12 protein-coding genes are annotated in these 13325 nt (G+C 58.1%); 6 read left to right on the plus strand and 6 right to left on the minus strand.

Annotated features, from left to right (window positions below):
* Positions 1–34 precede the first annotated feature (34 nt).
* Positions 35–490, minus strand: coding sequence for a dUTP diphosphatase (gene dut / locus EAO82_RS02575; protein ID WP_096345607.1), 456 nt, complete (start codon positions 488–490; stop codon positions 35–37).
* Positions 491–528: 38 nt separating this feature from the next.
* Positions 529–1764, minus strand: coding sequence for a bifunctional phosphopantothenoylcysteine decarboxylase/phosphopantothenate--cysteine ligase CoaBC (gene coaBC / locus EAO82_RS02580; RefSeq protein ID WP_096345608.1), 1236 nt, complete (start codon positions 1762–1764; stop codon positions 529–531).
* Positions 1765–1942: 178 nt separating this feature from the next.
* On the opposite strand from coaBC, the gene radC reads away from it, so the two are divergent.
* The 3 genes from radC (at position 1943) to rpmG (ending at position 3205) form a co-directional block, all read left to right on the plus strand.
* Positions 1943–2617, plus strand: coding sequence for a RadC family protein (gene radC, locus EAO82_RS02585; protein WP_096345652.1), 675 nt, complete (start codon positions 1943–1945; stop codon positions 2615–2617).
* Positions 2618–2801: 184 nt separating this feature from the next.
* Positions 2802–3038 (plus strand): 50S ribosomal protein L28, encoded by a 237-nt coding sequence (rpmB, locus tag EAO82_RS02590; protein WP_022960959.1) that lies wholly within the window; start codon positions 2802–2804, stop codon positions 3036–3038.
* Between the two features lie 11 nt (positions 3039–3049).
* A complete protein-coding gene (gene rpmG, locus EAO82_RS02595) occupies positions 3050–3205 on the plus strand; it encodes a 50S ribosomal protein L33 (protein WP_022960960.1) in 156 nt (51 codons plus the stop codon).
* 83 nt (positions 3206–3288) lie between these two features.
* On the opposite strand, the gene EAO82_RS02600 is transcribed toward rpmG, so the two are convergent.
* Both EAO82_RS02600 and desA read right to left on the minus strand, forming a co-directional pair.
* The gene (locus EAO82_RS02600) at positions 3289–4185 is read right to left on the minus strand and encodes a peptidoglycan DD-metalloendopeptidase family protein (RefSeq protein WP_096345609.1); all 897 of its coding nucleotides are present in this window, start codon (positions 4183–4185) and stop codon (positions 3289–3291) included.
* A gap of 91 nt (positions 4186–4276) precedes the next feature.
* Complete coding sequence (gene desA / locus EAO82_RS02605; RefSeq protein ID WP_096345610.1) at positions 4277–5470, minus strand: delta-9 fatty acid desaturase DesA; 1194 nt, start codon at positions 5468–5470, stop codon at positions 4277–4279.
* Between the two features lie 141 nt (positions 5471–5611).
* Here desA and EAO82_RS02610 point away from each other — a divergent pair, with 141 nt between their 5' ends.
* Positions 5612–7900: a putative bifunctional diguanylate cyclase/phosphodiesterase gene (locus EAO82_RS02610; RefSeq protein WP_096345611.1), complete on the plus strand. Its 2289-nt coding sequence runs from the start codon at positions 5612–5614 to the stop codon at positions 7898–7900.
* 97 nt (positions 7901–7997) lie between these two features.
* Complete coding sequence (locus EAO82_RS02615; protein ID WP_174958681.1) at positions 7998–8522, plus strand: fasciclin domain-containing protein; 525 nt, start codon at positions 7998–8000, stop codon at positions 8520–8522.
* A gap of 76 nt (positions 8523–8598) precedes the next feature.
* Here the strand turns inward: EAO82_RS02615 and EAO82_RS02620 are convergent, their stop codons facing one another.
* Positions 8599–9897 carry a mechanosensitive ion channel domain-containing protein gene (locus tag EAO82_RS02620; RefSeq protein WP_174958684.1) on the minus strand — a complete coding sequence of 433 codons (1299 nt, stop codon included), beginning with the start codon at positions 9895–9897 and terminating at the stop codon, positions 8599–8601.
* Between the two features lie 138 nt (positions 9898–10035).
* Here EAO82_RS02620 and EAO82_RS02625 point away from each other — a divergent pair, with 138 nt between their 5' ends.
* Positions 10036–10557, plus strand: coding sequence for an ATP-dependent zinc protease (locus EAO82_RS02625; protein ID WP_096345613.1), 522 nt, complete (start codon positions 10036–10038; stop codon positions 10555–10557).
* A gap of 109 nt (positions 10558–10666) precedes the next feature.
* Here EAO82_RS02625 and EAO82_RS02630 read toward each other — a convergent pair whose 3' ends face one another.
* On the minus strand, positions 10667–13021 hold the full coding sequence (locus EAO82_RS02630; protein ID WP_096345614.1) for a glucose/quinate/shikimate family membrane-bound PQQ-dependent dehydrogenase: 2355 nt from the start codon (positions 13019–13021) through the stop codon (positions 10667–10669).
* Positions 13022–13325 lie beyond the last annotated feature (304 nt).

Here is a 13325-nt window from a genome sequence, read left to right on the forward strand (position 1 = left end):
CTTACCGCCTCCCTGCCCACTGCGTCGTGAATGGTTAATGGCTGCCGGTATGGCCGAATCCACCAGCGCCCCGCTGACTGTTATCGAAGCTGTCGACGATGTCCAGCTTTGCTTGCAGCACCGGCACCAGAATCAGCTGAGCGATGCGTTCGCCAGGCTCTATGGTGAAGGCGCTCTGGCTGCGGTTCCAGCAAGAGACCATCAGTTGGCCCTGGTAATCGGAGTCGATCAGGCCGACCAGATTGCCCAGCACTATCCCGTGCTTATGGCCCATACCGGAGCGCGGCAGAATCATCGCAGCCAAGCCGGGGTCGGCAATATGGATGGCCAGTCCGGTGGGCAGCAGTTGGGTCTGGCCAGGCTCAAGTGTCAGGGGCTCATCCAGCATGGCGCGCAGGTCCAGTCCGGCGGAGCCTTCGGTGGCGTAATGCGGCAAAGGCCACTGCTGACCCAGACGCGGGTCCATTACCTTGGCTTGAAGTGTGTGCATACGGCGTCCTTATGAAGTCTGGATCATGAAATCGTCAGTCATGGGGTCTGAGAAGAGGGCTGCCGGGCAAGCTGTTCGGCTATAAAAGCAATGATCTGGCGGGCCAGCTTCTGTTTGCTGGCGTGCGGCAGGCTGTGCTGTTGCAGCGTTCGGTCAATCAGGGTCACGGCGTTGTCATCGCTGTTAAAACCAATACCCGGTTGGCTGACGTCATTGGCGATGATCAGATCGAGATTCTTGCGCTTCAGTTTGCCCTGGGCGTAGCTGAGCACCTCATTGGTTTCAGCGGCGAAGCCGACGCACCAGGGACGTGCCTGGCCTGCTGGTGGCGAAGAGAGGGTGGCGAGAATATCCGGATTGCGTACCAGGCTCAGCGTCATGCCGTCTCCTGAATGCGGATCTTTCTTCAACTTGCTGTCGGCGCAGTGCGCAGGGCGGTAGTCGGCTACCGCAGCAGAGGCAATGAATACATCGGCGGGCAGGGCATCCTGGCAGGCGTGGAGCATATCTTCAGCGCTGACCACATCCACCCGTTGCACTCGTGGCGGGGTCGGCAGGTTCACCGGTCCGGCAACCAGGGTGACCCGTGCCCCGGCTTCGGCGGCAGCTTCAGCCAGAGCAAAGCCCATTTTTCCGGAGCTGTGATTGGAGATGTAGCGTACCGGGTCGATGGCCTCGCGCGTGGGGCCGGCGTTGATCAGCAGATGCAGGCCGGCGAGGCTGCCGCGCTCAAAACAGCCAGCGACCTTCATGGCGATATCAGTCGGCTCGAGCATCCGGCCGGGGCCGATATCGCCACAGGCCTGTTCGCCGGCGCCGGGCCCGAAGATGCTGACGCCGCGTTGCAGCAGGGTATCGAGGTTGGCCTGGGTCGCGGCATCGCGCCACATTGCCTGATTCATGGCGGGTGCCAGGGCGATCGGGGCATCAGTAGCCAGTACCAGTGTGGTCAGCAGATCATCGCCACGGCCCTGGGCCAGGCGGGCCATCAGATCGGCAGTGGCAGGCGCGATCAGCACCACATCAGCCCAGCGCGCGAGTTCGATATGACCCATGGCAGCCTCGGCAGCCGGATCGAGCAGATCACCATGCACGGGGTGCCCCGACAACGCCTGCAGTGTCAGCGGAGTGATGAACTCGCGCGCGGCCTGGGTCATGACCACCCGCACCTCGGCGCCGGCATCACGCAGCCGGCGTATCAGTTCCGCGCTTTTATAGGCGGCAATGCCGCCGCTGACGCCCAGAAGAACCCGTTTGTTGACCAACCGCTGCATGCTTGACTCCTGAGCTACGCCGACCTATGGCGAACACATTCCAGCCTAGTGATACTAGCACAAGGCCGCTATTTGACTGCGCAGGCGGGTATCGACCCGCTTGTCGTCAGCTTTTATACTGCGACCATATTACACCGCACGAACAGGAAGTACGTGCCTGACTAGCAGGGAAATGCTCATGCCTATCACCGATTGGCCGCTCGCCGAACGTCCGCGGGAGAAACTCATCAAGCAGGGCGCTGCTGCGCTGTCGGATGCCGAATTGCTCGCGATCTTTCTACGCACGGGTATTCCCGGCCGCAGCGCGGTGGACTTGGCGCGCGATCTGCTCAGCGGTTTCGGCAGCCTGCGCGCCCTGGTGCAGGCGGATATGCCCGATTTTTGCACGCATCCCGGGCTCGGGCCTGCCAAATACGTGCAGTTGCAGGCAGTGATGGAAATGGCCCGCCGGCATCTGTTCGAGGAGCTCAAGCGCGGCACGGCGCTCACCTCGCCTGGTGCAGTGCGCCAATACCTGCGTAGCCGTATGGCGCATCTGCCACATGAAGTCTTCGCCTGTCTGTTTCTGGATAACCAGCACCGTGTCATCGCCTTCGAAGAGCTGTTCCAGGGCACGCTCGACAGTGCCAGCGTTTACCCGCGTGAAGTGGTCAAGCGGGCGTTGGCACTGAACGCTGCTGCGGTGATTCTTACGCACAACCACCCGTCGGGTGTGGCCGAGCCGAGTCAGGCTGATCAGATGCTTACACGGCGCCTGAAAGAAGCGCTGGGGCTGGTGGATATACGCGTGCTTGACCACTTGGTGGTAGGTGATGGGGACCCGGTTTCCTTTGCTGAACGGGGCCTGCTATAAAGTAGAAATAATCAAAAGTCGTTGCTTGCAGGGCCTGCTTTTGATATAAAGCTCCGCTCTTCTCGGGGCTGCGCCTGCACAGATGCATTTGCAGGTCGGCATAAAGGCTTGCCCCGGCTGGAAAACACATTTTTTATGGCTTCCAACCAGTTCGGGTTGGGCAAGTGGTTGGAGAGGGTTAACCATGTCTCGAGTATGTCAGGTGACCGGTAAAGGTCCAGTGACTGGGAACAACGTTTCCCACGCTAACAACAGAACCAAGCGTCGTTTTCTGCCTAACCTGCAGCATCATCGTTTTTGGGTAGAGTCAGAGAAGCGTTTTGTGCGTCTGCGCACGTCCACCAAGGGTATGCGTATTATTGACAAGCGCGGCATTGATGTCGTCCTGTCTGAAATGCGCGCCCGTGGCGAAAAAGTTTAAGGAGCAGTTCCATGCGTGAATTAATTCGTCTGATTTCTTCTGCCGGTACTGGTCACTTCTACACTACCGATAAGAACAAGCGTACTACGCCCGATAAGATCGAAATCAAGAAGTTCGATCCCGTCGTTCGCAAGCACGTGATGTACAAGGAAGGCAAGATCAAATAAGGTCTGCCTCCCGCAACAAAAAACCCGCTTCGGCGGGTTTTTTGTTGTCTGGATATTGCTTTGTATTGGTTGCCGGTCGGCTCTTAAGGCTCGCCGCCCACTGCAAAGTTGGGCAGCCGGTCCACGGCCTGGGTGAAAGCGAAGGGAATGGAGATGGTATCCAGCCCTACATTCTTCTGCACCACGAAATGCAGGTGCGGGCCGGTACTGTTACCGGTATTGCCGGACTTGCCCAGTGGCGTACCTACATTCACGCGCTGGCCTTCCTGTACCACCACCGAGCGGTGTTTGAGATGCAGGTACACACTCATGGTGCCGTCATCGTGCAGCAGCCGTACAAAGTTACCTGAGGGGTTGGTACCGCGGCCAGACTGGTTGTTTTCGGTTTTCACCACCACGCCAGGTCGCGAAGCCACAATCGGCGTGCCTTCCGGCATGGCAATATCAATGGCGTAGCGGCCCTTGGCCCCGGTATGGCTATAACCGCCGCCGGGGCCCTGTGTCACGCGGAAGGGGCCACCCTGCCAAGGCAAGGGGTAATCCTTCAACGCATGTTTAGCACGTGGGTCACCCACGGCGTGCTTCAGCTTGTAGCTGTAGCTGGGTGGCCCGGCACCGACTTCGGGAGCCAGGGTCAGCAGGCGCATCTGCTGGCGTGGTTGCAAAATCCAGCGCACTGGTTTGGCCGGTACGCCGATCAGATTCTTTGCCGACTCGATGCTCAGCTCAACTTCCACTGGCGCATACAGATCGTTGTGCACCACCAGGGTCTCGCCGCCGGCATGCTTGTCGGTGGTGACGTAAACGTCTTTATCGAAGGTTTCGACCATGGCATCGCGAAACACGAATATCTCGGCGCCCTTGGTTTCCTTGTCGGTGTAGGTCACTACACCATTGCTGTCGACATATTTATAGATGGTCGATGCCAGCAGCACAGGGCTTGCCAGCAGCAAAGCCAGGCCGGTGAAGAAGGTCCGCATCCTTTGCAACCTCACATAATGCGTGTTGGCGAAAAAGCCGAGTCTATCCTGTTGTGCGCGTGGTGGCGACACGCACAACAGGGCGCTGTGATCAGCGTGCCATGCCCGGCGCAGGTTGCAGGGAATAGGTCCGCAGCGTCGCAGCAAAATCCTGCAGCGCCTTGATCCCACTGGTTTCTGCCTGGTGACACCATTCACGCAAAGCCTGCAGCATATCGTGGCCGTTGGCACTGGTGCGTCCCCAGATCTGCTGTAGTGCCAGACGCTTCTCGTAGATCACTTTCAGTGCCTGACTTTCAGCCAGTACACGCTGCAGTTTTTCTTCATTCTGGCTGTCCATCAAACTGCTTTCGCGGCTGAGCAGGCGCTTGGCGCGGCGAAACAGGTGGCGGACCGACTCATCAACCCGATGCATTTCCTGCTGCACCAGGGGTTTGATCACCAACTTGCGGTACTGGGCCATGATCTGAAAGCGATTATTCAAGATCGCCATCGCGGTATCCATGTCCAGCGTCTGCTTGCCTTCGACCTGATGCGCGATCGGCGCGGTACGCCGCACCTTGGCCAGCCCCAGCAGGCTGAACAGGCGGATCCATAACCAACCCATATCGAACTCCCACTTCTTCACCGACAGCTTGGCGGAGTTCGGGTAGGTGTGGTGATTGTTATGCAGTTCTTCCCCGCCAATCAGAATGCCCCAGGGCATGATATTGGTCGCTGCGTCCTTGCATTCAAAGTTGCGGTAGCCCAATGCGTGGCCCAGACCATTGATCACGCCTGCGGCCATCACCGGGATCCACATCATCTGCACAGCCCATACGGTCAGGCCGAGCACGCCGAATAGCGCCAGATCAATGAACGCCAGCAGGGTCACGCCAGCAATCGGAAAGCGGCTGTAGAGATTGCGCTCGATCCAGTCGTCCGGGCAATTTTTGCCATAGATACGCAGAGTTTCCTCGTTCTTGGCCTCTTCCATATACAGCTCGGCGCCTTTGCGCAGCACGGTAGACAGACCTTTATGCACCGGGCTGTGAGGGTCTTCCGGTGTTTCGCATTTGGCGTGGTGCTTGCGGTGGATGGCGGTCCACTCGCGGGTGTTCATGCTGGTTGTGAGCCACAACCAGAAACGGAAAAAGTGCTGCAGCGCGGGGTGTAGCTCGAGCGCACGGTGGGCCGAGTAACGGTGCAGATAAACAGTGACGCTGACGATGGTGATATGCGTCAGAACCAGGGTGACGGCCAGGATTTGCCAGCCGCTGAGTTGCAGTAAACCTTGATACCACATAGGGCTTCTATTCCTCTTTCAGCATTTCCGGAAAAACACCGGAATTTCGATTATGGACCAGGACACAGCTAAATGACACGTCCGTCAGACAATCGGCGAGTGCTATATTGCTAACTAAGCTTGAATACAACTGAGTAATGCATGACATCCAGTCGCAGTGCCTGGCACATCAGCCTTACATATATGGTAGTCGCTACCCTGTGGATTCTGTTTAGCGACAAAGTGTTGCTATGGCTGGGTGTGGAAATCATCACCCAGCAGCGCCTGCAGACGCTCAAAGGATTGCTTTTCGTCACGGTTACCGGTGTCCTGTTGTTCTACTCCACGCGCCACCATCTACGTCGCCGTCTGCAACAGGAGCAGGCGCTACGTCATAGTGAAGAACGCTTCGATCTGGCGTTGCTCGGCTCCAATGATGGGGTATGGGATTGGGATATCGTCTCCGGCGAATTGTATTTTTCTGATCGCTGCAAATTGGTCCTCGGGTATCCGCCCGAGTTCGACATGAATCAACAGGACACCTGGCTAAAGCGCCTGCATCCCGAAGATCGCCTTTCACTGCAAGCGGAATTGCGCCGGCATATAAGGGGCGAGACCGAGCGCCTGGATCATGTGCACCGGATCCGCCGTCGCGATGGGTTTTACGCCTGGGTCCAGGCGCGCGGCCAGGCGGTGCGCAACGCGCAGGGCAGAGCAATCCGCATGGTCGGCATCGTTTGCGATGTCACTCAGCAGAAATTGGATAACGAGCGCCTGCAGCAGGCCGCGGTGGTGTTCGACAGTACCAATGAAGGCGTCGTGGTCAGCGATAGCCGTAATCGTATTACCAACGTCAATAACGCCTTCTGCCGTATTACCGGGTACACCCACGATGAAGTGGTCGGGCAGAAGCCCGGGCTGCTGAAATCCGGTTGGCATGACGAGCTGTTCTATCGGGAAATGTGGGAAACCTTGGCCCATACGGGTAGCTGGCAGGGCGAAATATGGAACCGGCGCAAGGATGGCGAGATATACCCGCAATGGCAGGCCATCAATACCGTAAACGACAAAAGCGGCAAGCTCACGCATTACGTAGCGGTATTCTCGGATATATCCGTGCTCAAGCAGTCGCGCCAGGAGATCGACTTTCTCGCGCACCATGATCCGCTCACACGGTTGCCTAATCGACTATTGCTGACCGAGCGGTTGACCAACGCCCTGGTGCGCGCCAAGCGCCGGGAGCAACGGCTAGGTCTGATCTTTATTGATCTGGACCGCTTCAAGACGGTTAACGATAGTCTCGGGCATACCGCCGGCGATGAACTGCTGCGTCAGGCGGCTCAGCGGATGTCGCGCCTGTGCCGCGAAGAAGACACGCTAGCCCGTCTAGGGGGTGATGAGTTTGTCATGCTGGTGGAAAACCTTGCCGAGACTGACGACATCACGCCCATCGCGCAACGCTTGCAACGCGGCTTTGCCCGGCCCTTCGACATTAACGGGCAACTCATTCACCTGAGCGTGAGCCTGGGGATGAGCATCTTCCCCGAAGACGGCCAGGAAGGTGGCGAGCTGCTGACCAATGCCGATGCCGCGGTTACCCAGGCCAAGCAGAATGGCCGCAATACCTACGCGTTTTACACCCAGGCGCTGACCGACAATGCCCGCCTGCAGATGTCCTTGCAGGCCGATCTGCACCAGGCGATCAAGCTGCATCAACTGCAGGTGTTCTATCAGCCGCAGATCGACATGCACAGCGGGCGCGTCATCGCTCTTGAAGCGCTGGTGCGCTGGCAGCATCCGCAGCGCGGCCTGATCCCTCCGGCGGAGTTTCTGCCGGTAGCGCAGCATGTTGGCTTGCTGATCCCGATTGATGAATATGTGCTGCAGCAGGCCTGCCTGCAAATGCGTCAGTGGCTAGATGCGGGGTATCCGCTGACCTGCGTGGCGGTGAACATGTCCGGCTCCACGCTGGAACGTGGCGATGTGGTTAGCAACGTTAAAAAGGCCCTCGCTGGCGCCAATCTACCTGCCGCACACCTGGAATTGGAATTGACTGAAAGCGAAATCATGCAACAGGACGATCGCTGTATAGATACTCTCGACGCCCTGCGTGGCATGGGAGTCCGACTATCGATTGACGATTTCGGCACCGGTTATTCTTCGCTGCTCAGGCTCAAACGCCTGCCGGTCGATACCTTGAAGATTGATCGCGGTTTTATCAACGATTTGCCGGGTTCGGCAAACGACAGTGCCATATCCCGGGCGATCATTGCCCTGGGCCAGAGTTTGCAAATGTCCATCGTCGCCGAGGGTATCGAGACTCAAGCGCAGCACGAGCTGCTCAGGGAGATGAAGTGCGATGTCGGGCAGGGCTATCTGTATAGCAAGCCGCAGGATGTAGCGACAATTACTGCCTATCTAATCGACCACTTCAGAGATGAGCTGAAATAGTCAAGGTGTGTAACATGGATTGTACATTGAGGAATTTATTGTACAGGTACTGTACAAAGATAGTGCAACTCACATAACACCCTCCTTGGAGAATACTATGTTTGCACTGACTCAAAACTTCACCCAACGCGCTCGCTACACCTTGCTGGCCATGTTCAGCGCCAGCATGTTGATAGCGGCTCCCGCTTATGCGGATCACCATGGCGACAAGAAAGCCGCGGCGGACATCGTAGATACTGCAGTAGCAGCTGGCAGCTTCGAGACGCTGGTCACGGCAGTACAAGCGGCTGACCTGGTGGACACGCTGAAAGGCGACGGCCCGTTCACCGTGTTTGCGCCTACTGACGAGGCTTTTGCCAAAATCCCTCAAGCCGATCTGGAAGCCTTGTTGGCCGATAAGGAAAAGCTGACGGAAGTACTCACCTACCACGTGGTGCCAGGTAAAGTTATGGCAGCCGACGTGATCAGCATGACCAGCGCTGAAACGGTGCAGGGCGGTATGCTTACGATTGATGCTTCTGACGGCGTGAAGGTCAATGACGCTACTGTTACTGATACGGACATCAAAGCCAGCAATGGTGTGATCCATGTGATCGACACGGTATTGATGCCGGGTATGTAAACACGTGGTTGCATTACAGCAGGGCAGACTTTGGTCTGCCCTTTTTTATGGGCGCTGCTCTATGAGAACAGCGTGATCATTTCAACAAGTTTTCCTCATCCGATGTGCGCAATTCCTCCGCCACTTGCTTGTCTATGCTCAGGTCGGTCGCGGTATCCATGGCGCTTGAGTGGGAGGTCGGCGCAGGATTTTCTGTGATCGCGGGTGGATGTGAAACAGACTGTGCATCATTGTCCAGCAGCACCCGGTAGGTCGCTAAAGGTGCGACTATCGCCGCCTGGTCGAAAGCCCGTTTCACTATGCGAATCGCTTCGCTGCGGGACTTGTGAAAATCACTGTCGCGTTGATCGATCCAGGCCATAAAGCGCAGTTGCGCTGCGCTGTCACCCAGCTCCATGATCAGGCCCTGGGGTTCCGGATCGTCGAGTACACCAGGCATGCCGCGAAGCGCGTCAAGCCCCAGTTGGCGAGTCTTGGCCAGGTCGTGAGGGCTGGGGATGCTGATATTGAACTCAAAGCGGCGCAGCGGGTTGCGGGTGAAATTGGTCATCGCTGAGGTGATGATGACGCTGTTGGGGATGCGCAGATGATTGCCGTCGCGGGTCATCAATACCGTATCCCGCGAGGTCAGACGCATGACCTTGCCGTTGAATGCGCCGACCTCCACCTGGTCGCCGATGCTGAAGGGATTGCGGGCGCTGAGCAGGATGCCTGCCAGGTAGTTCTCAACGATGTTGCGAAAGGCAAAGCCGACGGCAATGCCGGCTACGCCGGCGATACCCAGAATGGCGCCTACCAATGCTGTGGCGTCCATGACCTCCAGAGCGATTAGCACCCCTATAGCGGTGATAACCAGGCGAACCATCCGCTTGCCGAGGCTAGAAGCCTGCTCGGACAGGCCGATTCGTCGTAGCCATGCGTCGTGGTTGCCGGCCCAGCGGCCAAGCAAAGCGAAGACGATAAAGATCGCCAGCGCCATCAGGCCCACTGGCAGCGTCTGCAATGCGCTGGCGCTCATGTCTCTGAAGCGGCGCGTCAGCGGCTGGACCCGCGCTGAAATGTTCACATCATCTTCCAGGCGATTCTGAACGTAGACCACGCCTTCAACTCGACGGGCAATGTCGTCGATATCCCGAGCGACGCGCAGGTTGCTGACATTGCCGCTCAGGGTGACCACGCCGGCATTGACCTGAATCTGAATGGCATCCAGGCCGTCAATGGCGCCGAGCACCTGGGTCAAGCGCTGCTGGATGGCCTCGTCCTGGGGAGCGTCGATGACGCGTATTTCCGCCTCCAGATTATCGCCTTGTTGGCTCTGCGCCAGTGGCATCCAACTGAGCAGCAGGACGAGGGTGAAAAGCAGGTGCTTGTTCATCATCAGGCTCTTAACGGTAAATTAATGGCGTCGGGCAATTAGCTGGGCAGTTTAGAGCAAGAGCGCGGAGTCGCCTATTGGAACGAAAATCGCCAAGTGTCAGTCACACATAGCGAATTGTTCTCAAAGAGGTTATTCATGCGACTGAAAATGCTGACACTGTGCTCTGCTTTGCTAATGACCTGTGGCGCTGCGACGGCGAACCAGCCTAACGTTTACGGGCTGAGTGAAAAGGCCTTGCTGCCGGAATTGGATCTGGAAGTACCGGCCAAGCTGGATACCGGTGCGGTTACCGCGTCGCTCAGCGCGCAGAACATCAAGCTGTTCAAGCGTGATGGCGAAGACTGGGTGCGTTTCGAATTGGCTGTTGAGGGTGAGCAGGAAGGTAAAGAGCTGGAGCTGCCGGTAGTGCGCATCAGCCAGATCAAGCGTCGCGCAGCGGACATACCTGAAGGCGAAACCAAGGATTACACGTCCCGGCCGGTGATTGAAATGGCCGTGTGCATGGGTGGTGTGAAAGAGAATATTGAGGTCAATCTGACTGATCGTACCTCGTTTTCCTACCCTTTCCTGATCGGCTCGACTGCGTTGCAGCAGTTTGATGCGATGGTAGATCCGAGCCTGGAATATTCTGCCGGCAACCCGGAATGTACGTCATAACGCTTGAGTCGTAGCCGCCAAGGCTTTTGTGAACAACGGTCGCCGTAGCACCTCCGTGCTCGGCGACCGTTGTTGTTTCTACTGCAGTTGACCGCTTATTCCTCGGAACTTATTCCTCGGAACCCAGCTTGTACGCGAGTACATAGTCGCCAATGGTGGTGCCTACCGAACCATGTCCGCCGGCTACCAGCACTACCATCTGCTCGCCCTGGCTATTCAGATAGGTCATCGGCGTAGCCTGACCGCCGGCGGGTATGCGCTGCTCCCAGAGCTGCTCACCGTCGGTAAGACGATAGGCGCGAAAGTAGTTGTCTACACTCGCTGCCAGAAAGGCCACGCCACCCCGGGTGATGATTGGACCGCCGATGCCGGGCACGCCCATCTTGATCTTCAGCGGCAGCGGGGTCATATCCTGGACGGTGCCATTCTTGTGTTTCCAGTGAGTTTCACCGGTCCGCAAATCAGCACCTGCCACGTAACCCCACGGCGGTTGCTGGCAGGGGATACCAAGCGGGGAGAGGAACGGCCCCAGCTCTATCGCATAATTGGCCCCGGCGTTCTCGTTCAGGCCCTGCTCGCCGGAATTGGTCGCGCCTTCAAGGTCTTTGCCCTCTTCCTTGGCGACTAGTTTGGAGGTGAAGGCCAGGTAAACCGGCATGCCGAACATGACCTGACGCTCGGGATCAACGGCAATGCTGCCCCAGTTGAACACGCCGAAGTTGCCCGGATAGACCAGTGTGCCTTGCTCGGAGGGCGGTGTGTAACGACCCTCGTAATGCAGCGACTCGAACTGGATACGGCAGATCATCTGGTCCACCAGGGTGGCGCCCCACATGTCTGCGGAGCGCAGCGGCTCAGGGGCAAAACTCAGCGCAGACACCGGTTGGGTCGGCGCAGTCCAGTCGCCTTCAATGGCGCCTTGCGGGGCAGGTACTTCGCTGATCGGCAGCAGCGGTTCACCGGTTTCCCGATTCAGCACGTACACATCGCCCTGTTTGGTTGGCACTACCAGGCCGGGCTGCAGCCCCTGTTCGGTCTGAATATCGACCAGGCTGGGCTGCGCCGGCGTGTCCATGTCCCACAGGTCGTGATGAACGAACTGTTGCACCCATTGCGCCTGCCCGGTTTCCAGGCTTAGGGCCACCACGGAGCTGGCGTACTTTTCCTCTTCGGGAGTGCGATATATGCCCAATTGGTCGGGGGTACGGTTACCCATCGGGAAATAGATCAGCCCCAGCTCTTCATCCGCGCTGGCCACGGCCCAGCTGTTGGGCGAGCTGGTGGCGTAGGTATCACCTTCGGCGATCGGCGCGGTGTCTTCGGGGTTGGCTGAATCCCAGTTCCAGCGCAACTCGCCAGTGCGGGCGTCGTAAGCACGGATCACGCCGGAGGGCGCATTGATGTCGTAATTGTCATTCACCGCACCGGCGACCACGATCAGGCCGGCGGCGACCACAGGAGGCGAGGTTGAGTAGTAGAAGCCGTCCTGGGTATGGGGCATGTTGTGCATCAGATCGAGTACGCCGTTATCGGCAAAGTTGCTGCAGCGGGCGCCGGTTTGCGGGTCTACCGCGATCAGTCGTGCGTCCGAGGTGGGCATATACAGCTGCGCATCACAGCGGATCGCAGCCAGGTCCTGGGCTGGCTCCGAGGCAGGCACGCTGGCGGTATCGCTGGTGCGCTCAGTTGCCGGTGCCAGATAGGACACGCCGCGACAGGTCTGATGCTGGCGCTGACTTTCGGCGGGTACCTTGGCGTCATACACCCAGAGTTCTTCGCCGGTGTCTGCGTCCAGTGCCACTAGCCAGTTATGCGGCGTACACAAGAACAAGCTGTTGCCGATTTTAAGCGGGGTAGCCTGGTAGGTGGTTTCAAGTACATCTTCCGGGCCTTTCAGATCGCCAGTCTGGTACTCCCAAGCCAGGTCCAATTCGGCTACGTTGTCTGGCGTGATCTGCTCCAGCGGCGAATAGCGTTGGCCATAATTACTGCGGCCATAGCTTGGCCAGTCGTTCTGATCCGCTGCCAGACCCAGCTCGGGATTGGTAACGACGGAGTCGGTCGTCAGTTCGCCTTCAATACGGTGGGCATCATTGAACAGGCTGCCGAGCAGAACCAACCCGGTCACCGCCCAAACGCCGAACAAGACCAGCGCCGGTGCCCGGCTTGCCTGCCTGGCCGGCCACAATAACGGAATGGCGAGCAGCAATAACACGCCGAGCCGGGTTGCCAGTGGCCACCAGTCGTATCCGCTTTCCCACAGAGCCCATACCGCAGTAATGGCGAGCAGCAAGGCGTAGATCAGTTGTGCTGCCGTGCGGCGCGAGCGCATCAACATGGCCACTGCCAACAGGGCTGCGCCCGCGATAGCGTAATAGACGCTGCCCCCTAATGCCGCCAGCCAAAGACCTCCGGCCAGTAACGCTAATCCGAGCAGTGCAAAAATCAGTAAGAGGACAATCATCTATTGGCGCCTTGTTCCATGGTCTTTTAAATCCGCCTGGGCTACGCACAAGGCGGAGCAAGCGTGTTGAGGTGCTGCAAACTACCAGCTCGGACGCGAGAAATCGCCTCCGGTTCCCTCACCAGCATAGACCACATGGGTTGCAGGATGGCTTGCGGCTGCACCTTTGAGTAAAAGCTGCCGGCAAAGGGGCTCCTGGAGCATTCTTGCCTATACTCATATCGAGTTCTGCCTGACCGTCCTCGGTCATGCAGAATCCTGCCCACGCAGCGTCATCCGGCTGCGGGTCAGTCCGCCGGCCACA

This window comes from Halopseudomonas pelagia (assembly GCF_009497895.1).
Lineage (GTDB): Bacteria > Pseudomonadota > Gammaproteobacteria > Pseudomonadales > Pseudomonadaceae > Halopseudomonas > Halopseudomonas pelagia_A.